Annotated in this window: 17 protein-coding genes; 6 read left to right on the top strand and 11 right to left on the bottom strand. The window is 70.4% G+C overall.

Annotated elements, in window-relative coordinates:
• Positions 1-97: 97 nt before the first annotated feature.
• From HG542_RS30140 to HG542_RS30150, 3 genes are all read left to right on the top strand, one after another.
• Positions 98-1,426: a class I SAM-dependent RNA methyltransferase gene (locus HG542_RS30140; protein WP_171086998.1), complete on the top strand. Its 1,329-nt coding sequence runs from the start codon at positions 98-100 to the stop codon at positions 1,424-1,426.
• A 528-nt stretch (positions 1,427-1,954) separates the two neighbouring features.
• Entirely contained in the window at positions 1,955-2,503 is a 549-nt protein-coding gene (locus tag HG542_RS30145; protein ID WP_176607144.1) for a Uma2 family endonuclease, read from the top strand.
• A gap of 455 nt (positions 2,504-2,958) precedes the next feature.
• A complete protein-coding gene (locus tag HG542_RS30150; RefSeq protein WP_171087003.1) occupies positions 2,959-4,848 on the top strand; it encodes a DUF2075 domain-containing protein in 1,890 nt (629 codons plus the stop codon).
• 167 nt (positions 4,849-5,015) lie between these two features.
• On the opposite strand, the gene HG542_RS30155 is transcribed toward HG542_RS30150, so the two are convergent.
• The 4 genes from HG542_RS30155 to HG542_RS30170 form a co-directional block, all read right to left on the bottom strand.
• A complete protein-coding gene (locus tag HG542_RS30155; protein ID WP_171087005.1) occupies positions 5,016-6,017 on the bottom strand; it encodes an aldo/keto reductase in 1,002 nt (333 codons plus the stop codon).
• Complete coding sequence (locus HG542_RS30160; protein ID WP_176607141.1) at positions 6,014-7,258, bottom strand: MAB_1171c family putative transporter; 1,245 nt, start codon at positions 7,256-7,258, stop codon at positions 6,014-6,016. The genes HG542_RS30155 and HG542_RS30160 overlap by 4 nt, the downstream gene beginning before the upstream one ends.
• Before the next feature lie 84 nt (positions 7,259-7,342).
• On the bottom strand, positions 7,343-8,005 hold the full coding sequence (locus HG542_RS30165) for an ImmA/IrrE family metallo-endopeptidase (protein WP_171087016.1): 663 nt from the start codon (positions 8,003-8,005) through the stop codon (positions 7,343-7,345).
• Positions 8,006-8,291: 286 nt separating this feature from the next.
• Positions 8,292-10,622 (bottom strand): NACHT domain-containing protein, encoded by a 2,331-nt coding sequence (locus HG542_RS30170; RefSeq protein ID WP_171087017.1) that lies wholly within the window; start codon positions 10,620-10,622, stop codon positions 8,292-8,294.
• A 179-nt stretch (positions 10,623-10,801) separates the two neighbouring features.
• On the opposite strand from HG542_RS30170, the gene HG542_RS30175 reads away from it, so the two are divergent.
• From HG542_RS30175 to HG542_RS30185, 3 genes are all read left to right on the top strand, one after another.
• Positions 10,802-11,905 carry an AfsR/SARP family transcriptional regulator gene (locus HG542_RS30175; RefSeq protein ID WP_171087019.1) on the top strand — a complete coding sequence of 368 codons (1,104 nt, stop codon included), beginning with the start codon at positions 10,802-10,804 and terminating at the stop codon, positions 11,903-11,905.
• On the top strand, positions 11,902-12,567 hold the full coding sequence (locus HG542_RS30180; protein WP_171087021.1) for a DUF6585 family protein: 666 nt from the start codon (positions 11,902-11,904) through the stop codon (positions 12,565-12,567). The genes HG542_RS30175 and HG542_RS30180 overlap by 4 nt, the downstream gene beginning before the upstream one ends.
• 112 nt (positions 12,568-12,679) lie before the next feature.
• Positions 12,680-13,435 carry a PE-PPE domain-containing protein gene (locus tag HG542_RS30185; RefSeq protein ID WP_171087023.1) on the top strand — a complete coding sequence of 252 codons (756 nt, stop codon included), beginning with the start codon at positions 12,680-12,682 and terminating at the stop codon, positions 13,433-13,435.
• Positions 13,436-13,511: 76 nt separating this feature from the next.
• On the opposite strand, the gene HG542_RS30190 is transcribed toward HG542_RS30185, so the two are convergent.
• The 7 genes from HG542_RS30190 to HG542_RS30220 form a co-directional block, all read right to left on the bottom strand.
• Positions 13,512-14,384 carry an alpha/beta fold hydrolase gene (locus tag HG542_RS30190; protein WP_229922917.1) on the bottom strand — a complete coding sequence of 291 codons (873 nt, stop codon included), beginning with the start codon at positions 14,382-14,384 and terminating at the stop codon, positions 13,512-13,514.
• Positions 14,381-15,976: an ABC-F family ATP-binding cassette domain-containing protein gene (locus HG542_RS30195; protein ID WP_171087025.1), complete on the bottom strand. Its 1,596-nt coding sequence runs from the start codon at positions 15,974-15,976 to the stop codon at positions 14,381-14,383. Before HG542_RS30195 ends, HG542_RS30190 begins: the two co-directional genes overlap by 4 nt.
• A 110-nt stretch (positions 15,977-16,086) precedes the next feature.
• Positions 16,087-17,022, bottom strand: coding sequence for a class I SAM-dependent methyltransferase (locus tag HG542_RS30200; protein ID WP_171087026.1), 936 nt, complete (start codon positions 17,020-17,022; stop codon positions 16,087-16,089).
• Positions 17,023-17,079: 57 nt separating this feature from the next.
• Positions 17,080-18,054: a diiron oxygenase gene (locus HG542_RS30205; RefSeq protein WP_171087028.1), complete on the bottom strand. Its 975-nt coding sequence runs from the start codon at positions 18,052-18,054 to the stop codon at positions 17,080-17,082.
• A gap of 150 nt (positions 18,055-18,204) precedes the next feature.
• Positions 18,205-19,413: an MFS transporter gene (locus tag HG542_RS30210; RefSeq protein WP_229922918.1), complete on the bottom strand. Its 1,209-nt coding sequence runs from the start codon at positions 19,411-19,413 to the stop codon at positions 18,205-18,207.
• A 259-nt stretch (positions 19,414-19,672) separates the two neighbouring features.
• The gene (locus HG542_RS30215) at positions 19,673-20,569 is read right to left on the bottom strand and encodes a proline iminopeptidase-family hydrolase (protein WP_171087030.1); all 897 of its coding nucleotides are present in this window, start codon (positions 20,567-20,569) and stop codon (positions 19,673-19,675) included.
• Positions 20,562-25,668 (bottom strand): type I polyketide synthase (locus HG542_RS30220; RefSeq protein ID WP_171087032.1); only part of this gene is annotated, 5,107 nt, incomplete at its 5' end. The genes HG542_RS30215 and HG542_RS30220, both read right to left, overlap by 8 nt.

Raw genomic sequence — 25,668 nt, forward strand, 5'->3', positions numbered from 1 at the left:
TGCGGCGGGACGTAGACTGGACGGCTGTTGTCCAGGCGGATCCCGCCGCACCTTTTCTCGTCTTTCTCGTCTTTCTCGTCTTCTGGAGCTGACCACCATGCAGCAAGACCCCAACGCATCGCTGGTCGGTACGGAGTACGAGGTCGAGGTGGGCCCGGTGGCGCACGGCGGCCACTGCGTGGCCCGCACGGAGTCGGGCCGCGTCCTGTTCGTGCGGCACACGCTGCCGGGGGAGCGGGTGGTGGCCCGGGTGACGGAGGGCGAGGAGACGTCCCGTTTCCTGCGGGCGGACGCGGTGGAGATCCTCGAACCGTCGAAGGACCGGGTGGAAGCCCCCTGCCCCTTCTCGGGCCCGGGCAAGTGCGGCGGCTGCGACTGGCAGCACGTCAAGCCGGGCGCGCAGCGCCGCTTCAAGGGCGAGGTCGTGGCCGAGCAGCTGAAGCGGCTGGCGGGCCTGACCCCGGAGGAGGCCGGCTGGGACGGCACGGTCGTGCCGGCGGAGGGCGACAAGCTCCCGGCGGGCCAGGTCCCGGCGTGGCGTACGCGCGTGCAGTACGCGATCGACGCGGAGGGCCATGCGGGCCTGCGCAAGCACCGCTCGCACGAGGTCCAGGTGATCGACCGCTGCCTGATCGCGGCGCCGGAGGTCACGGAACTGGGCGTCGAGAAGCGGGAGTGGCCGCAGATCGCCTCGGTCGAGGCGATCGCGTCGACCGGCTCGACCGACCGCCAGGTGGTTCTCACCCCGAAGCCGGGCGGCCGCCTGCCGATCGTGGAGCTGGACAAGCCGGTGTCGGTGCTGCGGGTCGGCGAGAAGGACCAGCAGATCCACCGCGTCCACGGCCGCCCCTTCGTCCGCGAACGCGCGGCGGACCGCACGTGGCGCGTCTCGGAAGGCGGCTTCTGGCAGGTCCACCCGAAGGCGGCGGACACGCTGGTGCAGGCGGTCATGCAGGGCCTGATGCCGCGCAAGGGCGACATGGCGCTTGATCTGTACTGCGGCGTGGGCCTGTTCGCGGGCGCGCTCGGCGAGCGCGTGGGGGAGAAGGGCGCGGTGCTGGGCATCGAGTCCAGCAAGCGGGCGGTGGAGGATGCCCGCCACAATCTGCGCGACCTGGACCGGGTGCGGGTGGAGCACGGCAAGGTGGAGTCGGTGCTGCCGCGGACGGGGATCGACAAGGCGGACGTTGTGGTGCTGGACCCGCCGCGGGCGGGCGCGGGCAAGCAGACCGTTCGGCACTTGGCCTCGCTCGGGGCGCGGCGCATCGCGTACGTGGCGTGCGACCCGGCTGCGCTGGCGCGGGACCTCGGGTACTTCGCGGAGGCGGGGTACCGGCCGGTTACGTTGCGGGTGTTTGATCTGTTTCCGATGACGCATCATGTGGAGTGCGTGGCGATTTTGAAGCCCACGGGAAACCGCGTCTGACGTGCGATTTTCCCGATGCGCATGATGAGCGCCAGGGGCGGTGGGGGCGGATTTCTCACGCTGGAATGACGCCCGTGACGTCTTCCTGACGCTCGTCGGGGGCATCCGTAGGGCATGAATCCGCCCGCCGACTGGGCCGTTGGGCCCGTCGGCGGACGGTCGCGCAGGTTTGGGGGAGACGCTTCGCGTTGTGCCGTGGGCGCGGCGGTGGGCCGAGCCGGGTTTCGTGGAGTGGAATTGCCCGCCGCCCCGGGTGTCCGCTCGCCGCCGATCCGCCGCCGGCCCGGATCCACCGCGTGATCATCGTCGTACGACAGGTCCGGACTCCTGGCAGCGCTCGGCCCCTCCCGCATGGAACATCTGGTCGCGGCCGTCGCCCAGCGGCGGGACAGGTGCCGCTCACTGCGTGACGGCATCAACTACTCTGTCACCAGTTGCGCGGCCGGTTCCCGGTTCCGGGATCAAGGTCGCTTGACCATCTCCTGAAGGCGCCTGGAGGAAGCAGTGACCGCCGAACTCCCCGACTGGATGATCCCGCCCAGGCCGAGTGGCTGGGAGGCCGGCGATCTCGACAACCTCCACCAAGCGCCGCGGCACACCGAACTCATCGACGGAGCCTTGATCTTCATGATGTCGCCGCAGCGGTCCTGGCATTCCCGGCTCGTGGAGAACCTCACCTTCGCCCTGCGGCAGGCGACCCCTGCGGGGTTCGAGGCCGAACGCGAGATGACCGTCCGCCTCGACAGGAAGAGCCGTCCCGAGCCCGACATCCTGGTCTCCACCGCCGCATACGACCCGGATCGCACATGGTACGCACCCGAAGACGTCCCCCTGGTCGTCGAGGTCGTCTCGGAAGAGTCAGCGGACCGCGACCGGTCCCTGAAGCCCTTCAAGTACGCACAGGCCCGGATTCCCCACTTCTGGCGCGTCGAGGACGAGGCCGGATCCCCGGTCGTCCACACCTACGAACTCGACACCATGACCAGTTCATACGTGCCCACGGGCATCCACCGGGGCAGGCTGAAGGTCTCCGTCCCCTTCTCCCTCGACATCGACCTCGACGCCCTCGTGCCCTGACCCGGCCGTGGCCGGGGAACGGGGGCTTCTGCCGTCCGTTCATGCGCACATGACTCCCTGTCCGGCTGTTGCAAAAGGTCCACGGAAGGCCGAGAAGCCCTTGGGAGGGCCGTCTGGCTCCGCGCGCCGTGCTATCGGGGGTTGTTGACCGGGGCTAGGAGTTCGCTCCGCTGACCGAAGGGGAACTACCGCCCGAGGAGGGCGAGTTCGCATCGACGGCACCTTACCCAGTGGTGTTCAGCTGGGCGTGGGTGGATTCGGGGACAACAAGGGACGACACGGAGGCGCGGTATCCCTTCCGCCCCTGCGGCCACTGGCGCGGCTGTCAGTGCCGCCAGGTACTCTCGGATGCATCGTCTAATGCGGCCCGACGGGCTTCCGCTCCGCCCCGGTGGAGTCTCGAAGGACATGCCCCCACCCGCGCGAGTCACTTCGTGCTGCCTGGGGGGAAGTCCGTGCTGTTCCGCGCGTCCGCGAAAACGGTCGCCGTCATGGCGTTCGACGGTTCGCTGTTCCTGCACCTTGTCGATCAGTTTGTCCACATGCAGGGCTACCGGCCCAACGCCTCGGAAGTGCGTTCCTGGGAGCGCAGCCTTCCTGCCCTGGCCGCTGCGCTCAACGACGCGAATCTGGGCGACGTGGAGGTCATGCTGGAGTACGCGCTCCCACTCAACAGCAAGCGCGCCGACGTTGTGCTGGCCGGGGTGCACCCGGTCACGGGAGAGCCGTCGTACGTCGTCGTGGAACTGAAGCAGTGGAGCCAGGCACTTCCGTATGAGGGCGACCTGACCCTGTGTCATGTCGACGCCTACGCCCACCCGGTCCTCAACCCCGTTGAGCAGGTGCGCCGCTACTGTGAGTACCTGGTCAACTTCAATGGGGCGGTCGCCGGTCACGGGAATCGGGTCCACGGGGTGGCGTTCCTGCACAACGCCACCGAGTCCGGTGTGTCCGGTCTGAGGGAGATCGAGCGTGACGGCCACGGGTTGCTCTTCACCGCGGAACGCCGCGGCGCCTTCCTCGACCATCTCCGTACGGTGCTGAGCGACAAACACCCAGGGGCCCGAGAGGCGGATGAACTGAGAGCAGGCGCCACCGTGCCGTCGAAGCAGCTGATGTCCGTGGCCGCCGAGGAAGTGCGTGAACGCCAGCAGTTCGTGCTCCTCGACGAGCAGCAGGTCGCGTACCGCATGGTGCTCAACGCGGTGGAGAAAGCGAAGCATGCGGACCGCAAGGAGGTCGTCGTCGTCACGGGCGGTCCCGGCACCGGCAAGAGCGTGATCGCTCTTCAACTGCTCGGCGACCTGTACCGGCGCGGGGTTCCGGCACTGCACGCCACCGGTTCGCAGTCGTTCACGAAGACGATGAGGAAGGTCGCCGGAGCCCGTAAACCGGAGGTCCAGGACCTGTTCAAGTACTTCAACAGCTTCATGACGGCCGAGAAGAACAGCTTGGGCGCCCTGATTTGCGATGAGGCGCACCGCATCCGGGAGACCTCGGCCAACCGGTACACCCGTGCCGAGCACCGGAGCGGCCGGGCGCAGATCGACGAACTCATTGATGTCGCCTACGTTCCCGTCTTCTTCCTCGACGAGCATCAGGTGGTGCGACCTGGCGAGATGGGCACCGTCGCCGAGATCAAAGCGGCAGCGGCGAGGCGAGGCATCCCCTGTCGTGTCGTCCCGCTGGACAGCCAGTTCCGCTGCGGCGGCAGTGACGCCTACCTGCGCTGGGTGGTCCGGCTCCTCGGTCTGGAGCCTGGTGGGCCGGTTGTGTGGGAACCCGACGACCGCATGCAACTGCTCGTCGCCGACAGTCCACAGGAGATGGAGGCGTTCCTTGAGGCGCGTCGGGCCCAGGATTACGGCGCCCGCATGTCCGCCGGCTATTGCTGGCGTTGGTCCCCGGAGCCCAAGCCCGGCGACCCTTTGCCGCCCGATGTGGTCATCGGCGGCTGGGCCCGCCCCTGGAACCTGCGCGGCGACCGCTCCGTCTCCGGTGCGCCCCCGGCCGCGCTGTGGGCCACGGACCCGGCTGGATTCGGACAGGTCGGTTGCGTTTACACCGCCCAGGGCTTCGAGTACGACTGGTCCGGCGTCATCATTGGCCCTGACCTGGTCTGGCGTGGTGACCGTTGGGTCACGGACCGTACGGCGTCCAAGGACCCGGTCTTCAAGCGGTCCACGCCGGATTCCGACGTGGACCGCCTGATCCGCAACACCTACAAGGTGCTGCTGACTCGGGGCATGGTCGGCACGATCGTGTATTCGACGGATCTGGAGACGCGGCAGAAGCTGCGCGAGCTGGTGGAGGGTCGTCAGGAACGGCAACCCGTCACGGCCTGACCGCGCGGGGCGCGAGGCGTGGCCGGGCCGCTCTTGTGATGCGACGGCTCGTATTCCGGACGCAGCGAGGACGGGTCACACTCGCCGCCGCCTGGGAACGGTCCCCCCGGTCAGCCTGATCACCGCCGCACGTCATGGGCGCCAGCGGTAAGGATTTGCCGCGGAAATCAGTGCCCCAACCGCTCCAGCGCCTGGACCGGGTACCGTTCGCCCGCCACCGCCTCCTCCGGCACGGCCTCCCGCAGCAGGGCGAGGTCGCTCGGGTCCAGGCGCAGGTCGACCGCACCGGCGTTCTCGTCCAGGTACCGGCGGCGCTTGGTGCCGGGAATGGGCACGATGTCGTCTCCCTGGGCCAGCAGCCAGGCCAGTGCCGCCTGGGCCGGGGTGCAGCCGATCCGCGCGGCGACGTCCCCCACGGCCTGGACGAGTGCCAGGTTCCGGGCGATGTTGTCGTCGGCGAACCGCGGCCAGCGGCGCCGGTTGTCGTTCGGGTCCAGGTCATCGCGGGAGGAGAGCGCCCCGGTGAGCATGCCGCGTCCCAGGGGGGAGTACGCCACGACCGCGATGCCCAGTTCCCGGCAGGTGTCGAGGAGTTCGCCCTCCACCACGTTCCGGGTGAAGAGGGAGTACTCGACCTGCACCGCGCTGACGGGATGAACGGCGTGCGCCCTGCGGAGCGTGTCGGCGCTGACCTCGCTCAGGCCGACGTGACGCACCAGCCCTTCGTCCACGAGACGGGACAGCGCGCCCATCGTCTCCTCGACGGGAGTGTCCGGGTTCCTGCGGTGCGCGTAGTAGACGTCGATGTGGTCGGTGCCCAGGCGACGCAGGGAGGCGCGGCAGGCGACCGGGACGTAGGCGGCGGAGGTGTCGACGTCGCCCACCCGGCCGGTGGCTGCGTCGTGGCGCAGGCCGAACTTCGTCGCGACCACCACCCGGTCCCGGTCTCCCGTGTGCCGGCGCAGCCAGCGGCCCACCAACTCCTCGTTCAGGCCCTGTCCGTAGGCATCCGCGGTGTCGAGCAGGGTGACGCCCGTCTCCAGGGCGCGGTCCAGGGTGCGCTGGGACTCCTCCTCGTCGGGGACGCCGTAAGCGATCGACATGCCCATGCAGCCCAGGCCTATCGCCGACACGTCGGGCCCGTCGGCCCCGAGCTTGCGGTACTTCATCGAGTGGTCCTCTCAGTGGTCTCGGCGGATGTCTCGGTGGAAGTCTCAGTGGATGGAAGGACGGTGTACGCCTGGGCGACCTTCAGCAGCCACGCCACCTCGTCGGCGTAGCCACCGCCCCTCGTCGCGTCCGGGCCGAGAGGCGCGGGCTCCTCTCCCGGCTGCTGCCGGTGGTCGCGCTTCGCGCGCAGGGCTGCTGCCAGCGACACGGCCTGTGCCTGGGCCTGCAGCGCGTCGCCCGACAGCCCCGCCTCGTCTGCCGACCGCCGGGCGGCGGCGATGATGTCCGAATCCATGTAGGGACGCAGGGCGAGCAGGCCGTCCTGTATCTCGATGACCCTGCGGTAGAGCCGGAAGTTGATGTCGCCCGGCAGCAGACGGGCGAGGCGGCCGGCCGGCTGCGGATCGAGCGCGATGCCGGGGACCGCCGTGGACAGCGCATGCCACAGCGGGTGCAGCCGCTGGTACGTGATGAAGTTACGGGCCATGCGCCGCCCGTCGGACACCCGGGGACCCCACGACGGCATGGTGAGCCCCGCCACCAGGAAGAAGATGCCCACGCCGTTGGCGACCGGCGTCAGCAGCTCCCACTCCAGCGGGTCGAGCCCGCACTGCGAAGTGATCAGGGCGAGCAGGCGGTTGAGGCAGTAGACGAGGCACGCGCCCGCGCCGACCGCCGTGGTGTGCAGCCCTCTGCGCAGCCACTGTCGCCCCGCCACCCGCCCGTACCTCAGGCACAGGCGGATGATCTCGATCATCCCGGAGCCGAAGGCGCTGACGTACAGGAGCAGATATGCGGCCACGACCGGGCGGTGCGCGTTCTGCACGAGGTAGTGCGCACTGCGCTGCTGGCCCCCGTGCTTCGCCGCGACCCACAGACCGATCATGACGACCGCCACTGCGGCCGCGGCCAGGAGCCGTACGAGCGCGCGTCGTTGGGCCTCCTCGCGCGGGTACACCCAGTAGACGATCGCGGTGAGGAATGCGGCACTGGAGGCCACGCCGCCGAACAGATGGATGCCCAACGCCCCCAGGTCGTCCACTCCCAGGGCGACGTCCACCTTTCGCGCGACGAGCGGCGTGGAGAGCGTGAAGGAGACACCCTTGCAGGAAAAGGCGACGAGCAGCGCCAGCAGCGCCGGGTCGTCCCGCCGGTGCCGTACGTCGCGCAGCTTGTAGAGGAAGGCCAGCGCGCACAGGGCCGCGCACGCCGGGAACACCACGGCCTTCACGTCGGCCATGACACCTCCTGGCATCGCCGCAGTCCGACGACGAGAGGGCGGCGGTGTGCGCGAGCTTCGGCAGGGACCGCGAGTTCAGTCGGGTCAGCCGGATTTGCCGGGATTACCGGGATTGAGGGAGTGATCGATGCGCGCGACGGTCTCGGCGTCGACGGGCGGGACGTCCCAACGGGGCTCCACCGGTGGGCGGGTGACTTGTTCGAGGATGAGGGAGGCGACGGTTTCCGCCTCCTGCTCCTCCGTACTGGAGTAGCTCGTACGCCCGAGTATCTCGCGGACGCGCCGAGGGTCCAGACTCGGCAACAGGTGCCCGAGCCCCGTCGGGTCCGGTCCGGTGGAGTCGCGATGCCCGCACAGCATGTGCGCGAGCTCGTGGGCGATGATGTGATCACGATGCAGCCGGCTGGTGTTCGCTTCGACGACGATGATGTCGGCTTCGTCGGTCGCCAGCCACATGCCGCAGGGCGACTTCGCTCCCAGAGGGAGTTCCACGAGCTGGATGGGGCGGCCGCGATCCGCGCTGAGCCGCTCCATGAGCGTGGCGATGCTGCATCCGTCGGGCAGATCCAGACGGGCCAGGACCGCTTCCGAAGCCCTGCGCAGTCGTTTGAGGTCTCCTCTGCAGACCTGCTGCTGTTGCGCCGGGGAGAGAGCGGCCGCGGCTGAAGTCTCCCGTGTGCCCGCCAACGGCGCGCCGAGCCTTTGCAAGAGAGCGTGTTTTCTGTGCACGCGCGAACCCCGCGACATGTCATTCTCCCTGACGCACCATTCCACTAACGCTGTCCGTGCAACTGCGCGGCTGTCGGCGATGGTAACTCGCGCCGCCGACGGCTCATGGGCGGCGGCCGAAACCATTCGGCAGCGGAACGCTGCGAGGCGAGCCTGAACGTCCGAACGTGGGTTGCCGGTTCCCGACTCGCTGGGCGCATTGGCTGTCCGGTGCGCCGCTGGTGTGTCTTCGGGCCAGCAGTCTGCGGCTGCCCTCGTATGAGGGCGGCGTGTCGGAGAGGAGCGCGGTCCCAAGGCAACTGCCCTACGCTCCTGCCTGTTCTCCAGCCCCCCGCCCCCCATATCCCCGCGCCAAATACCCCTGCAACCGCGCATGCCGGAACTGGTACACCGCCCCGGCCTGTCGCAGCACCCCCCGCTCGTACGCGTCCTCCAGGAACGCCATGACCGACCACGGCAAGCGCCCCGTCAACGGCAGCCAGATGCGGGCGAAGACCACCCACTGTCCCCACGCCGTCAGGCCGAGTGCGTAGCCGAGGCCGCCGCCCAGGGCGCTGGCCGTGCCCAGTTTGAGGGCTGCCGAGGTGTTCCAGTTGTACTCGCCCAGGAAGGCCGGCAGGTTGTGGATGACCGTCCCGGAGCCGGAGCCGACCAGGAGGCCGAAGGCCGGGGCCCAGATGGCGAATTGGGTGATGACCGTTCGGCTGTTCTCGCGCAGGAGGCTGACCGGGTTGACGGCGGACCGGATGTCGAGAGGCGTTTCGAGGAGGGCCAGGATGCCGAAGGCGGGGCCGGCTCCCAGGGCGAACACGGTTCCGAAGAAGACGCCGTCGGCGAGGCCGGCACGTAGGCAGGATGAGAGGGGCGCGCCGTACAGGATGTGGGACAGCCCGTCCAGGACGCCGAAGCCGGAGCCGAAGGCGAGTCCGAAAGTCAGGCCGATCAGGAATCGGTGGACGGCTCTCCGCAGCGGCCTGCCCGCTTTGCCGAACAGCCTCATGCGCACGCTCGTCGGCGCCACCGCCGCCCCCTTGGCCGCGACCATGAACCAGTACGTGACCCCGAAGATGAGTCCGGCGAAGAGCCCTGCCGCCAGCCCGTCCAAGAGCTGGAAGGAGAGGATGTCGCCGACGAGTCCGACGAGAACGTCGGTCAGGCCTATGACCACGCATATCACCACCGCCGTCGCCAGCGTGCGCGTCGAGCGCCGCGCCGCGCAGCCGAGGCGCCACCACTCCAGGTTGGGGGTGTCGAGCCGTGTGAGGTGGTCGGCCAGGTAACCGAGCCAGTACCTGGCCCGGTCGGGGTCGAACTCGTGGCGCCGGTCCCCGGGCCTGGGGCGGTAGGCAGTCGTGGTGAAGTTGTCGAGGAGATGGTCCTCCAGTTCCTCCGGGCTTCCGAAACGCTCCGTGTCCAGGAGTGCGGCCGGGTCCTGCCCGGGGGTGTCGCTGTACACGGCGCGGGCGAGGGTGACCATGAGGGGAGTGGTCAGTACCGCAGCCAGGTTGGCGCCGGCCCGGCCCTCCGGGCGTTCGCGCAGTTCGGTCAGGACCGGGTCCCAGGCCGTCGCGGTGGGGTCCCCGCCGCGGGTCTTGCGTGTGGTGCGCGGCAGGTAGTCCGCCAGATCGTCCAACGTCAGATCGGTCAGCTCCACCGCCGCGGCGGCGGTGAGCACGTCCGTCTCCGCCACTGCCGCCGCGTACTCGGACGGGCGGCTCGTCAACACCAGTGGGAGCGTCGTGGCGTTGAGCGATTCCAGTGCCGGGCGGCGCAGGCCGTCGGCTATCTCGTCGAAGCCGTCCAGCACCGGGAGCACCCGGCCCGTCTCGACCAGGACGGCCGCAAGGGTCGAACCGCCCGGTGCCGGGGCGGCGAGGCCCGGGTAGTCCCGCGTCAACTGGGCGGTCAGCCAGGCGCGGAACGTGATGACCGTGGGGTCCCACGAGCCGATGCTGAAGATCACCGGTACGGCGTCCGCACGGGTACGAGACTTCAGGCAATCCAGGACGAAGCGGACGGTCAGTACCGTTTTCCCTGAACCGGACCGGCCCAGCAGCACCAGCCGGCCCGACGGGATCCTCCGGTACACCGCCACGATTTCGTCCAGGCGCCCGCTCAGGTCAAGCGGAGTGTGCGCGCTCCCCGCCGGCAGGCGGCGGATGTTGGCCCAGTGGTCCGTCAACTCCTCCGGAACCGACTGCCAGCGCACCGGCAGCGGGTACGGATCATGGACCTGGCGCTGCTCCTCCTCCCGCTGCCACCGCGCCGCCACCGCCTGTGCCAGTTGATCGGCGACATCGGCCAGGGCTTCGTCCAGTGCCGAAGCGGGAAGCATCGGGGCGGGGGCGGCCACCGGTTCCGCCGAAGACCCGGGTTCCGCCGGAGGCTCAGGTTCCGCCGGAGGCTCCCCTCCCCGCCGCACCGCCGCCGCCAGCAACTCCTCGCGCTCCTCCGGCTCCAGCCCCAGCGCGTCCGCCAGCAGCCGCACCGTGGTCACCCTCGGGTCGGCGCGCTCGCCCGTCTCCAGCCCGCGGATCGTGCGCACCCCCACCCCCGCGCGCTCCGCCAAAGCCTCCTGAGTCATCCCCGCCCGGCGCCGGAACCGCCGCAACAGGCTGCTGAACTCACTGGTCACCAGTCCCGACCTTCCCGCCCCTGGGCATGCCGATTTTCCCAGGTGAGGGACTCTATCGCGGCCACCGGCCGGATACGGCCGGTCCCATGGCCTGTCTGTTTTCCCGCGCTGCGGCGAGCGTCGGCGGCATGCGTCAGACCGCCCAGCACACCGAGCCGTCCGGAGTCCGGGGAGCCACGATGCCGACGAGCGCAACCACCTCCCAGCCGACCGCCACCACCCTCCCCACCCTCTCCCCTCTCACCCGTCAGGAGCGTGACGTGCTCTACGCAGTCGGCTGCGGAATGCGGGACTCCGAGATCGCCACCGCACTCTCCCTCCCCCAGGACACCGTCGCCGGACACCTCGCGCGCATCCTCGCCGCCCTCGGGCTGCGCGACCGGGCTGCCGCCATCGTCCACGCCTTCGACTGCGGCCTCGTCACGCCCGGCCGCGGCCCCCGTCGGCAGACGAAGGTCCCCGCACCGCGCGCGGCCGTCCGCCGGGCGACGGAACGTCATGCTCCGGAACCGCCGTTGCGCATATCCGTTCTCGGGCCGCTCCAGGCGTGGCGCGGCGGACAGCCCGTCGATCTGGGGCACCTCCGTCAGCAGTCCGTCCTAGCGGCGCTGGTGCTGTGCCCCGGCCGGGCGGTCAGTCAGCAGGAACTGCTCGACGGGGTGTGGGGGATGGAGCCTCCCGCGACGAATGTGGTGCCGGTGTACATCTACCGGCTGCGCAAGCTCCTGCGCGGCGGGGACGGTCCGGGCCCGGTCATCGAGCACAGCCGGTGCGGCTACCGACTGCTCCCCGGTGCGGCCGAAGTGGACATGGCGCGCATGGAGGAACTGGTCACCGCCGCCGGTGCGGCCGAACGGGCCGGCGAACCGGCCGAGGCGGTCCGATTCTGCTCCCAGGCGCTGGGCCTGTTCCGCGGGGAGCTCCTCGCAGGCCTGCCCGGGCCGCTGCCCGAACTGGAACGACTGCGGCTCACCGAGCGCAGGACCGCCCTCGCGCAACGGAAGCTGAACTGGCAGCTGCAGCTGGGCCGGCACGCCGAGGCGATCGAGGAGCTGTGGGCCCTGGCCGTGGCGCAGCCCCTCAACGAACCGGTCGCCGCGATGCTGATGCGCGCGCTGTACCTCGACGGCCGGCAGGCCGACGCGCTGAACGTGTTCGACCGGACCCGCCGCCGCCTGTCCGACGACCTGGGCGTGTCCCCGGGCCAACTGCTCCGGCGGACGCATCAGATGATCCTGCGCGGGTACGACGCCGGTCTCGGCCTCGCCGGAGCCACGCCGTGACCGGGGGGACGCCGCCGCAGCGCGGCGAGGAACTGCTGCTGGCGAGGATCTCCGCAGCGGCCGGCCGTGCGCACCTCGGCAGACGGTGTGCCACCTACACGGCACACGCACATGCCGCGCCGGTCGGAGGGATCCGTGGCCTGCTGGCCCACGTCCGCAACGGCCTTCCCCCCGTGAGGAGGCCGCGTCCGGACGCGCGGCTGGATCTGTACGAGCGCGGAATGACGGTCATCGTCAAGGGGCGGATCCGCATCATCCGCTACGACACCACCTCCGTGTTCCGGCAGGACCGCACGTTCGCGCTCACGCTCACCGACGCCGACGGAGAACGGATCGCGCTGTCGCGCGGCGAAGCGGATGAATGGATTCCGGAAATCCAGCGGGCCGTCACCGGTGCCCAACTGCCGCCGGCCCTCGCCCGTCTCGACGCGGGCGAGCGGCTCGCCTTCGGGGACATCTGGCTGACGGGGGAAGAAGTTGGGACCGGAGTGGTGTCCGCGCGGTGGTCGCAGGTGCAACGGATCGAGATCCGGGACGACGTCGTCATCATCGGCGTCACCGGGATGCGGAACGGGCCGGAGGCCGCCGCGTCCGCGACCCCGAACCTCTTCGTCCTCCGTGCCCTCGTCGAGTACCTCCGGACGGAGAGCGGTCACCCGTAGCCCCGGCAGCTGCAGGTTCATCGCAATTTCAAAGCCGTCACCAAGTCTGTGTGCAGGACAAGGAAGTTGAGTCCCCGCCGTGACCGGACGTGACTGGAGGAGAAGCACAGCAATGACTCTGGCCAGCAGATGGAAGAAGGCGACGGGCGCTGCCGGTGCGGTGGCGGTCATGATGGCCGCCACCGTCGTCGCAGCACCCGCCGCCCACGCGGATCCGGTGCACCACTACTACCTGGAAGTGGGCGGCACCGGCTCGGCGGCCTCCGCGCCCGACTGCACGAGCACCTACACCTTCGCCAACAAGCACCTCGACGGCGGCATCCCGGTGCCGGTCTGCTACCCGGCGAGCGCCGGCCCCTGGCTCAACGGCCACAACGTCCCGGACGCGACCGCCCTCAGCTTCGACGCGAGCGCGCGCGAGGGGTACCGCAATCTGCTGGCCGCCGCGGAGGACACGTACCGCCGCGACCCCGGCGCCCGCTTCACGATCGTCGGCTACTCGCAAGGCGCGCAGATAGCCGACCAGGTGCTCCGGAAGATAGCCGCCGGCGCCACCGCCATACCCCGCTCACAGGTGAACGGCATGCTGTACGCCGACCCCATGCAGCCCGGCACCGGCATCTGGGCCCGCGTGCCGAACGGCTGGAGCGCCTTGGGATTCACGTCTCCCGGCGCCGGTCCTGCGACCTTCGAGGGCGTACCGGTGCAGCGGTTCTGCATCCGCACCGACGGCGTGTGCGATGCCACCTCGGTCCAGTCCATCGGCGGCTTCCTGGCCCAGCACCCCAAGTACTGGCAGGACGGCAACGTCATGACGCAGACCATCGGGCACGACGGCGGTGACGGAGTCGTCTGGTACGACTCCTGATCAACCGCCCCACAGGCTCCGCAATTCGGGGGATTGCGGGGGAGCGGTCCGGCCGGTGCAGCCCCGGCCGGACCGTTCACGTACGGTCTCGGTCTCGTACGAGGTCCCGCAGGATCCGCTCCCCGTGTGTCCACAGCACCAGGCCCCCCGCCTCCGCCACGACACGGCGGCGCGCCGTCGGGATCGCCTCCGCCAACGCCGCGCCCAGCACCGGCGAATGGAACATGCTGGTGTCCAGGCCGCCGTGCCACACGTCCACCGGCCCCGTGATGCTCCCCACGTCGAACGGCCACCGTCCCATCGTGAGCACGGTGTCCCGTGCGTAGCCCCCCGGGCCCTGGGCGAAGCCCTCGGCGAGGGCTTCGCGGTACGCGGCCGCGAACGACGGGGTGTCGAAGAGGGCGCGGTCCGGTGCCGCGCAACTCCCTGTCACCATCGCCCACATCGCCTCCGCGTCCGCCCCCGCGGCGAACGCCGCCTCCGCCGCCGACGGGTCGGCCGCCACCGCCTCCACCATGGCGCGGATCTCCGGGGGCAGGGATGCGGACATAAGACTCATGTCGGGCCCGCCCGAGGCGACGGCCGTGGCCGTCGCGATGCCGCGGGCCGCGCAGGCCAGCGCGAACGGTACGCCCTGCGAACAGCCCACCACCCGCAGGCCGTCGAGGCCGAGGTCCGCCGCCAGTGCGCTCACGTCGTCCGGCCAGTCCGCCAGTGTGCGGCCGGGCGCCGGGTCCGAGGCGCCCAGGCCCGGGCGGTCCGCCGAGACCAGGCGGACACCCAGCGCGTGCACCGCCCCGGCACCGAAGCCCAGCCGGCGGCTCGTCGCGCCGCCCGGGCACAGCAGCACCGGGACGCCGTCGGCCGGGCCCCACTCCGCCCAGGCCAGCCGGCGGCCGTCCGGCATCCGGGAGCTGCCCAGGCGTTCCGGAGGGGCGACGACGGTCACGCGAGCGCCACCAGATCCGCGTAGTCCGCGCCCCACAGGTCTTCAACACCGTCCGGCAGGAGAATGATGCGTTCCGGCTGGAGGGCCTCGACGGCGCCCTCGTCGTGCGTGACCAGAATGACGGCACCCTTGTAGGTGCGCAGGGCGCCGAGGATCTCCTCGCGGCTGGCGGGGTCGAGGTTGTTGGTCGGCTCGTCCAGCAGCAGCACGTTCGCCGAGGAGACCACCAGCGTGGCGAGGGCGAGACGGGTCTTCTCGCCACCGGACAGGACGCCCGCGGGCTTGTCCACGTCGTCGCCGGAGAACAGGAACGAGCCCAGCACCTTGCGGATTTCGGCCAGATCCATGCCGGGCGCCGCCGACCGCATGTTCTCCAGGACCGTGCGGTCGGCGTCCAGGGTCTCGTGCTCCTGGGCGTAGTAGCCGCGCTTGAGGCCGTGGCCCTCCACCACCTGGCCGGTGTCGGGTTTGTCCACGCCCGCCAGCAGCCGCAACAGGGTCGTCTTCCCCGCGCCGTTGAGGCCGAGGATGACCACCCGCGAACCCTTGTCGATCGCGAGGTCGACATCGGAGAAGATCTCCAGCGAGCCGTACGACTTCGACAGGCCCTCCGCCGTCAGCGGCGTCTTGCCGCAGGGCGCGGGCTCGGGGAAGCGCAGCTTGGCGACCTTGTCGGTGCGGCGCTCCGGCTCCAGGTCGGCGAGCAGCTTCTCGGCGCGGCGGGCCATGTTCTGCGCGGCGACCGCCTTGGTGCCGGCACGCAGCTTGTTGGCCTGGAAGCTGAGGGCGGCCGCCTTCTTCTCGGCGTTGGCCCGCTCGCGCTTGCGGCGGCGCTCGTCGGCACTGCGCTGGGCCTGGTACTGCTTCCAGCTCATGTTGTAGACGTCGATGACCGCACGGTTCGCGTCCAGGAGGAACACCTTGTTGACGACGGTCTCGACGAGGTCGACGTCGTGGGAGATCACGACGAAGCCGCCCTGGTAGGTCTTGAGGAAGTCCCGCAGCCAGAGGATCGAGTCCGCGTCCAGGTGGTTGGTCGGCTCGTCGAGCAGCAGGATGTCGGCGCTGGAGAAGAGGATCCGGGCGAGCTCGACGCGGCGGCGCTGGCCGCCGGAGAGGGTGCGCAGGGGCTGTTCCATGATCCGGTCGGGCAGGCCCAGGCTGGCGGCGATGGTGGCCGCCTCGGCCTCGGCCGCGTAGCCGCCCTTGGCGAGGAACTCGCTCTCCAGCCGCTCGTACCGCTTCATCGCCTTCTCGCGCGTCGCGCCCCGGCCGGAGGCGATGCGCTCCTGGCACTCGCGGATCGAGCGGATCACCGTGTCCAGGCCGCGGGCGGACAGCACGCGGTCGAGCGCCAGCACCTCCAGGTCGCCGGTGCGCGGGTCCTGCGGCAGATAGCCGATGTCGCCGGTGTGGGTGATGGTGCCGGCCGCCGGGATGCCCTCGCCCGCGAGGCACTTGGTGAGGGTGGTCTTGCCGGCGCCGTTGCGGCCGACGAGGCCGATGCGGTCGCCCTTGGCGATGCGGAAGGACGCCGACTCGATGAGGACGCGGGCGCCGGCGCGCAGTTCGAGACCGGTGGCAGTGATCATGGAAAGGGGGCTCCAGGGCCGTAGTTCGGGGGTGGTACGGGGCTCGGGGCATGCCGGTTCCCGCCCCGGAGCGGGAACCGGCATGCCCCGTCAGGCCGTTGCCTGGTGCGTCACTTGACGGCGGTGACGATGGGCAGGACGCCGCCCGCGTTGTAGCGGACCGCCTGCACGGTGAAGCCCGCGGCTTCGAGCTGGGCCCGTACCTCGTCCTCGCTGGAGAAGTTCAGGTACGTCACCTGGACGATGTCGCCCATGATGGACAGCTCGCGGCGCAGGTCGGCCTCCGGGATGTCGTACTTCTCCCAGGCGGCCGCGTGCTCGGGCGCCACCCACGGCGGCGGGGGCGGCGGGGTGAGGAAGCTGAGCAGCAGCCGGCCGCCGGGGCGCAGCGCCTGGTGGAAGCTGCGGTAAAGGTCCGTCAGCCGCTGCGGGTCCGACTCGTACATGTTCAGGCCGTTGCTGACGATCAGGTCGAACTCGCCGTCCACGCCCAGCTTCCAGGCGTCGCGCACCTCGAACTCGGTGTGTGCGGAGAGCCCTCGCTGCTCCGCGTTCTCCCGGGCGTAGGCGACGGACTCCTCGTCGATGTCGATGCCGACGATCCGGAACTTCCCGACTCCGCTGTAGTCCTGCTGCAGCAGGTCGTCCATCACGCCGCAGGGTATGGACGCCAGGGCCGCACCCTCGGTGATGCAGCCCGCGATCTCCTCCTTGAAGCGGTGGTAGCGCTCGCGCGCCTGGCACAGCAGGGAGTCGTTGAGCAGCCAGTGCTCGAGCGGGGTGACGGGCCCCTCGGGGGCGTTGCGGAAGATGTACGAGGTCCAGTAGCCGTTGAGGCCCCGGTTGTGCAGCAGGAAGCGGCCGAGCTCGAACTCCTGCAGCTGGTCCAGGATGTCCAGGGTCTCGTCGAGCGGCAGCACGAGCTGTTCCGCCCGGCGGAGCCGGTCCGCGATCTGCGCCGCGAGTTCCTTGGTGGCGACGTCGTCGGAAATGCGGGTGGAGGTGCGGTGGGAAATGGTGGAGGCGGGGGAAGTCGTGGGTTCCATGGGTGCGTCCTCAGTGGTTCCTGGGCTGGGCGGAAAGGCGGTGTACCGGACCGGGGTTCAGACGGTCCAGCCGATCCGGGCGAAGCTCTCGCGGACGGCGGGGTGGGCGAGCATTCCGGCATTGCGCAGCGCCCGCAGGACGTTCTTGACGATCGGCACGTCCGGGGTGATCTCGAAGCCCGCGTAGAGGGCCTCGACGGATTTCTGTGCCTGCTGCCGGTCGTCGATGAAGGAGTCGAGCAGTCCGATGTTGAAGAGCTTCTCCGACTCCACGGAGAGGTAGAGCGTTGTGAACTCCGCCAGGTGCGTGCCGATCGCTTCCCGGTAGTCCTCCGGGATTTCCGCCCACAGGTAGGTCATCAGGTCGTAGAAGAAGGCGTAGTGCCGCGACTCGTCGTTCATGTGGTCGTTGACGTAGTACTTGATCGACGGGTGCACGCCGGGGCTGTTGAAGAATTCGACCAGCTCGCGCACGAGCGTGGTCTCGAAGCAGCAGTTGGCGAGGATCTCGAAGATGTCGTGGTACTTGGGGTCGAGCTTCTTCTTGATTTCGAGGACCGCGCGCTGCGAGTCCGATATCGGGTGCTCCAGTGTGCGCAGGTCCGGGTAGTGCTGCTGCAGCTGCAGGATCATGTCCTGGGCGATGTAGACGTGGTAGTACTCGTCGATGATGACCGAGTGGGTGTTGAGCTTCGTCTCCGCCGTGAACTCCACCGGAAGGTCCGCATAGAGGATCTTCGAGCAGGCGGAGACGATCTCCTTGATCTCCAGGTTCACGATGTCGTGCAGGTATTTGTAGAAGGACTGGACGAGGATCTCCTCCTTGCCCGCCCGGCCCAGCGACGCGACCTCGTCGGCCAGCAGCAGCGGCTGCTTGTCCTCCGGGAAGAAGAAGCCCTCCTGCGTGAAGTCGATGGTCTTGCGCGGGCGGGTGCGGACGGAGGAGCGGGATTCCCACCTGGCGACGTACTCCGCGGTCAGGCTGGGCAACGTCCGGTCGGCTGCGGGGTTCTCCTGGCCGATGACGCTCATGACGGGCCTCTTTCCGGGCGCGGGGCATGACGGTGCAGCCCCGCGCCCTCGGTGCGTGTGCGTCCGTGCGGCGGCGGCGAGCGAAGTCGCCGCCGCGCTGTCGGAAAAGGGAAGGAGCAGAAGGGGGTTGTGTACGGCGGAGCCGCCGGCTCAGCCGGCCTCGGCCACTGCTTCGGCCTCGGGCGTTTCGGCGCCCGCTGCGGCCGCCTTGGGCTTGAGGAAGGCCAGGGGCGCGGCGACGGCGACGGCGACGGCCATCACTCCGGAGGTCACGATGGAGTGGCCGGTGAACAGGCTGCTGGCGACGCCTGTGAGCAGGGTGACCAGCAGGGCCCGCCCGCTCATGGTGAGCGAGGAGGCCGCTCCCTGAAGTTCGGGGAAGACGTTCATGGAGCGGCCGAAGACGACCGGGTAGACCGCGGCGAAGCCGATGCAGAAGACGGCGATCGGGCCGGTGGTCGCCCAGGCGCCCTCGCCGAAGACGAGGAAGAGCAGGATGCCGACGGCGGTGACGGCCATGCTCCAGGCCACCGTGCGCTCCGGGCCGCCCAGGAGCGTGACGATCTTCGAGGCCAGCAGGCTGGTCACCGCGAACGAGGCCACGATGATCAGCAGATGGCCGGCGAACTCCACCGTCGACAGGCCGAACGTGTCGGTGTAGAGGAAGGAGCTGGACGCGATGAAGACCATGTAGGAGGCGAACAGCAGGCTGGGGACGAGCGAGGCGGCGATGAACTCCTTGCTCGCCAGCAGCCTCCGGTAGTCGGCCGCCACCTTCCGCGCGCTGACCTGCTCCAACTCGCCCTTGGTCTCGGGCAGGAGGAACGCCATCAGCAGCAGGGACACCAGTGTGATGCCGAAGACCGTCGCGTAGTTGCCGCGCCAGCCGATCGTGCGGTTGATGAGGCCGCCCAGCGCGGGCGCCGCCGTCATGAAGGCGGACATCGCGGCGTTGGTGAGCCCGAACATCTTGAACAGCTGGTTGCCCTTGTAGACGTCGGCGATGATGACGAAGACCAGGACCACGGACGTGCTCGCGCCCACGCCCTGGACGAGCCGGGAGGCGAGGAGGGCGGTGATGTTCGGCGCCACCGCGCAGCCCAGCGCGCCGATCAGCATGACGGTGTTGCCGGCGAGCATCACCGTGCGCCGGCCGAAGCGGTCGGACAACGGGCCGTAGGCCAGGGCGCCCAGGCAGTAGCCGAAGAAGTTGTACGTGATCGTCAGCTGCACCGAGGAACCGGACGTGCCGAGACTGTCGGCGATGTCCGGGAAGCTCGGCACGGACATGTCGAGTTCCATGATCGTGCCGATGAGCGAGATGACGAGCAGGGCAGGCAGAAATCTGTGTCTGTTCATGGCCTCAAGAGGGACGGACCGGAAGGGGAGAAGTGTGCGAGGGCACGCCGAGCCGAGCCCTGCCGGGAGTCGGCAGAGCTCAGCGATGCGCCGGCACCGGTCTTCGGACCAAGGGCCACCAGGTGGCGTGGGCGTTGCGAGGCCTGCGGCTCGCCCTTGCACCACCCACGGCAGATAACGCCGGTCGCACCGTGTCCCCTTCTGGGAGTCGAGGCATTCGTCGCACCAACGTAAGCATGTGGCCGCTTGGTCCCACAAGTCATTTTTGACCTGCGGCGTTGCAGTCGAAATCGGCGATGCGGGACAGCAGTTCCTTGGCGAAGAGCTCCGGCGCCTCCACGTGGGGCATGTGCGAGGCGCCCGGGATCACCACGGCCTCCGCGCCGGGGACCGCCCGCGCGTACGCCTGGCAGGCCCGCGGCGGCACGAAGTCGTGCTCGCCGCACAGGAACAGGGTTTCCGGCCCCAGTTCGGCCAGCTGCGCGGTCCGGTCGTACGTGCGCAGGTTGCCCGTCAGGCGGAACTCCGTGGGGCCCCACATGGCGTCCCGTACGTCCGTCGCGCTGCCGACGGTGGCGTCCAGCAGCTCGTCCGGCCACTCGGTGCGGCACATGTGGCGCTCGGCGAAGTCGATCGACGCCTCTGCGAACGCCGGTGTGTCGTACCGGCCGGTGCGCATGGCGTCGGTGAACGCCTGGGCCGTGTCCGGCGGCAGCCGGAACAACAGGTTCCGCATGTCGTCCTCGTACTTGCGGACGTTCAGCACCGGCGAGACCAGGACCAGCCGGTCGGGTCGGCGCGGTCCGCCGCGCAGGGCGAAGTCGCAGGCGATCATCGTGCCGAAGGAATGCCCCAGCAGATGGAAGCGCTCCAGGCCCAGCGCAGCGATCAGCGCGTCGAGTTCGTCGACGAAGCGCTCCAGGTGCCACAGCCCGGGGTCCGCCGGCCGCGTCGAGCGGCCGCACCCCAACTGGTCGTACACGACGACCGGATGGCCGGGCAGCAGGTCCGCCAGGGACCGCAGATAGCCGTGCGGGGTGCCGGGTCCGCCGTGGACGGTCACCACCGGGGTGCCGGGGGCACCGGCGTTGAGCACCTCGTACCAGATGCTGCCGCCGGGGACGTCGCACAGCGCGCCGGCCGTCTTCTCACTCACCGTCTTCTCCCTGGGTCGTTGCGAGGCGGGCGCCGATCGCCGCCACGTGCGGCATGCCGTTCATGCTCAGGTGGTTGCCGGTCACCGGCACATGCGCCCAGCCGCCGCGCGCCAGCCGCCGCCAGTGCGGGGCCTGGTCCGCCGGGAACTCCGGGATCTCCTCCTCGTGCGAGAAGAACACGATGTCACCGGCGTACGGGCGCGGTTCGTAGGCGTGCATGGCCCGGCTGTGCTGCTGCCAGGCGTGGATGTAGCGGGGCAGGAAGTCGGCGGAGAGCATGTCCTCGAACTCCGTGCCGCGCGCCTTCTCCGCGATGTAGCCGATCTTCGCCTCGACCGTCTCCAGCGCCTCCAGCTCCGCCATGGGGAAGTCCAGCCGGGCCAGGCCGTAGCGCAGCAGGTAGTCGATGATGTCCTGACCGGTCATGTCGGCCGGCAGGTTGCCCCGGGCCGGGCTGTCGATCAGCACCACCTCCGGCCGGTACCCGTCGCGGGCGTCCAGCAGCTGGGCCATCTCGTAGGCGACGATGCCGCCGAAGGACGAACCGCCCAGCCGGAACGGGGCCGTGAGCCCGAACTCCGCCAGCTGCTCCAGGTAATGGGCCGCCATGGCCTCGACCGTGGTCAGCTCCGCGGTGCCGTCGAGCATCGGCGAGCGCACCGCGTACACCGCTTGGTCGTCCGGCAGACAGGCCGCCAGCTCCCGGTAGAAGTACACGTCGCCGCCGATCGGATGGACCAGGACCAGGGGCGGCCGCGACTCCGGGTCGCCCTTCTTGACGACGACCACCGGCGAAGCCGCCTCCGGCGCATACCGGTTGCCGAGGTGCTCGGCCAGCCGGTCCGCGAGAGCCTGAGGCGTGTGACGCTCCAGTGCCATGAACTCCACCCGGACGCCGGTGCGTTGCCGGATGCGGGCCACGAGCTGGACGGCGGCCAGCGAGTCGCCGCCCTGGACGAAGAAGTCGTCCTCCGGCCGGACGCTCTCGACGCCCAGGACCGCGCGCCAGGCCTCCGCGACGACGGCTCCGACCTCGTCCTCCTCGACGGGCACCGGCACCGGTTCCGGCGTCCGCACGGGCTGAACGGCCGTTCCGGAAGGGTCGATCCAGTGCTCCTGCCGGTCGAAGACGTAGCCGGGCAGCCGCACCCGGTCCGCGGCCGTCAGGCCGTGGAACGCCTCGGCGTCGACGTCGGCACCCGCGGCCCACGCGGTGCCGAGGGCCGTCAGGGCCACGGCGGGCTCCTCGCCGGCCCGGTCGGCCCGGGGCATGGCCGGCGCCACCGGGCGTCCGGCGCGGTCCGGGTGCCGGCGGGCGGGCCGGCTCAGGATGCGGCCCGGGCCCAGTTCGAGCAGAACCGCGTCCCGGCCGGCCTCCGAGCCGTACAGCGTGGTCAGTCCACGGTGGAACTGCACCGTGCTGCGCAGCTGCGCCGTCCAGTACTCCGGTGTGCGGACCTGCTCGGGGTCGGCCCAGTCGCCGGTCAGGTTGGAGACGAACGGGACGGCGGGCGCCCGCAGTTCGATCCGGGCCAGCACCGCGGCGAACTCGTCCAGCACCGGGTCGAGCAGCCGGGAGTGGAACGCGTGCGACACGGCGACCCGTCGGGCGGTGACGCCGTCGGCGGCCAGTTCCGCCGCCAGCGCGTCGACCGCCCCGGGCGGGCCCGAGACCACGCAGCTGCCCGCGTCGTCGACGACGGCCAGGTCGAGGCCGTGCTCCTGTGCGCGCGACTGCACCTGTCCGGCGGGCAGCGGCACCGCGAGCATCGCCCCGGGGGCGGTGCCTGCGAGCAGCCGGCCGCGCTCCAGGACGAGCGTCAGCGCGTCCTCCAGTGAGAACACACCGGCCAGACAGGCCGCCACATACTCGCCCAGGCTGTGCCCGAGCATCGCGGTCGGCCGGACGCCGAGGTCCATGAACCACCGGGCGAGCGCGTACTCGACGATGAACAACGCGGTCTGCGTGTAACGGGTGTTGCCGACCTGTGCGGTACGGCCGAGCAGATCGGCCTCGTCGACGCCCTCCGGGAGATGCGGCCGGACGAGCTCCAGACAGCGGTCCACGTGGACCCGGAAACCGGGCTCGGCCGCATAGAGGGCCTGCCCCATCCCCTGGTACTGGGCGCCCTGTCCGGGGAACAGGAACACGGCCGGCCGCCCCGCTCGCCGGGTGACCGTCTCGTGCTCCCCGGCCGTCAGCCGGTCCACGAGCTCCTGCCGGCTGCCGCCCACGACCACCCGGTGGTACGGGAAGCGGTGCCGGGCCGTGTGCAGGGTGTACGCCACACGCTCCAGCGGCACGTGCGGATGACCGGCCAGATGACGCGCCAGGGCCTCGGCCTGCGCGCCGAGGGCGTCGGCGGTGTGCGCCGACACCATCAGCAGCTGCTGCCCGTCCCGGCCGGACGCGTTCCCGCCCTCCGGCGCGGCAGACTGCGGTGCCTCCTCCAGCACCACATGGGCGTTGGTGCCGCCGATCCCGAAGGAGCTGACGCCTGCGCGCAGCACCGGGTGCTCACTCGTCCACGGCGTGCAGGCCGTGTTGACGTAGAACGGGCCCTTCTCCAGTTCGAGCGCCGGGTTGGGGGCGGTGTGGTGGAGGGTGGGCACCAGCGTGCGGTGCTCCAGGCACAGCACCGCCTTGATCAGCCCGGCGATGCCCGACGCGACGTCCAGGTGGCCGATGTTGGTCTTCACCGAGCCCAGGGCGATCCGGTCGCCTGTGCCGCTGTCCGTGCCGAACGCCTGGTGCAGGGCGGCCACTTCGATGGGGTCGCCGAGCGCCGTGCCCGTGCCGTGCGCCTCCACGTAGCCGATGGTCGACGGGTCGATGCCGGCCTTCTCGTGGGCGCTGCGGATCACCGCGGCCTGCCGCTCCTGGCTGGGCGCCGTGTAACCGATCTTGTGCTGGCCGTCGTTGTTGACGGCCGTCGCCTTGATCACCGCACGGATGGGATCGTTGTCCGCGAGCGCCCGGTCGAGCGGCTTGAGCACCACGATGCCCACGCCCTGGCCCTCAAGGGTGCCCTGCGCCGCCTCGTCGAAGGCGCGGCAGGTGCCGTCGGGGGAGAAGACCATGCCCTCCTGGTGGACGTAGCCCTCCGTGCCCAGCTTGCCGATCGACACACCGCCCGCCAGGGCGATGTCGCAGTCGCCCGCCAGCAGGGCCACGCACGCCTGGTGCACCGCGACCAGCGAGGTCGAACAGGCAGTCTGCACCGTCACCGCGGGGCCGGTCAGGTCGAGCTTGTAGGCGGCCTTGGTGGACAGGAAGTTCGCCTGGTTGTTGATCATCACCTGGTAGCGGGTGGCCAGATCGGCCTCGCCCAGGCCGGGCAGGACATGTCCGGCGGCGTAGTCGTTCTGCCCCGCACCCGCGTACAGCCCGATGTCACCGGTGTAGGCGTACGGGTCGCACAGCGCGTCCTCCAGTGCGTGCCACGCGCACTCCAGGAACACCCGGTGCTGCGGGTCCATCTGCTCGGCCTCGCGGCGCGAGTAGCCGAAGAACGCCGCGTCGAAGCCCCGGATGTCCCGCATGCAGCTCTGCGCGCGCACATAGCCGGGCTGGTCGAGCTCCTCCTCCGGCACGCCGGCCGCGAGCAGTTCCTCCCGGCCGTACCGCACGATGGACTCGTGCCCGGCGGTCAGGTTCCGCCAGTACTCCTCCAACGTGTCGGCGTCCGGGAAGCGGCCCGCCATGCCGATGACGGCAATGTCCCTGCTGCCCGCCCCGGCCGTCCCGCGCACGACCGGTTCGCGGCGCGGCCGGTCCTCCTCCTGCTGCCGTCCGCTGATGCGGGCGGCGAGGGAGGCGATGGTCGGGTGGGCGAACATCTCGGTCAGGCTCACCGCCTGCCGGACCTCCTCCGGCAGCCGGGCGTGCAGCTTGGTCAGCAGGATGGAGTTGCCGCCCGCCTCGAAGAAGCGGTCGTGCACTCCCACCTCGTCCAGGCCGAGCACCTCCTGCCACAGCCGGGCCAGCATCAGTTCGGTCTCACCGGCCGGGGCCACGGTCGCGGCGGCCCGCTTGCGGCGCGGCCGCGGCAGCGCCTTGGCGTCGAGCTTGCCGCTGTAGGACAGCGGCAGTTCGGCCAGGTGCACCAGGGCGGCAGGCCGCATGTACTCCGGCAGCAGGCCGGCCAGATGCTCCTGGAGCGCCTCCTCGTCGAGGGCCGCGTCGGCCACGTAGTAGCCGATCAGGGCCTGCGCGGCGGCGGACGTGTCCGGGCCGCCGTCGAGCGTGCCGACGATCACCGCGCTCTGCCGCACGCCCGGGTGGGCCGAGAGCGCGCTCTCCACCTCGCCCAGTTCGATGCGGTGGCCGCGCAGCTTCACCTGCGTGTCGACACGGCCGACGAACTCGATCTCGCCGTCCTCCAGCCAGCGGGCCAGGTCACCGGTGCGGTAGAGGCGTACGTTCCCGCCGGACGGGCTCTCCACGAAGCGCGCGGCGGTCAGTTCCGCGTCACCGAAGTAGCCACGGGCCAGCGCGGCGCCACTCAGGTACAGCTCGCCGACCGCGCCCACGGGCAGAGGACGCAACTGAGCGTCCAGGACGTGCGCCTGCTCGTTCGGCAGGGCACGGCCGATCGTCGCCGCAGGGCGCTCCGCCGCCTCCGCGGCGTACTCCCGGGAGGCCGACCAGATGGTGGTCTCCGTCGGGCCGTAGACGTTCACGACACGCGGGCAGTACTCCAACGCGGCGTGCAGCAGGTGCCGTTCGAGCCGTTCGCCGCCCACGAGCAGACGGGTGTCCGACAGGCCGCGCAGCGCGTCCAGCTTCATCTCCAGCAGGCTGGGCGTCATCTGCACGAAGTCGTACGCCGCACAGTCCAGTTCCTCGAAGAAGTGGTCGCCCATGACCATGCTGCCGCCGCCCAGCAGCGTCAGACCGTACTCCAGGCCGAAGATGTCGAAGACGTAGTTGGTCAGGCTGTACGTGTGCAGCGCCCCCGGCTCCGGGAAGTGCCGCGCACGCAGGGCCGCCATCGTCGAGGTGAACGCCCGGTGCTCGACCATCACGCCCTTGGGCTGACCGGTGGTGCCGGAGGTGTAGAGGACGTACGCCAACCCGTTGCCGTCAACCGGCAGT

The sequence above is a fragment of the Streptomyces morookaense genome (assembly GCF_013030945.1).
GTDB lineage: Bacteria > Actinomycetota > Actinomycetes > Streptomycetales > Streptomycetaceae > Streptomyces > Streptomyces morookaensis.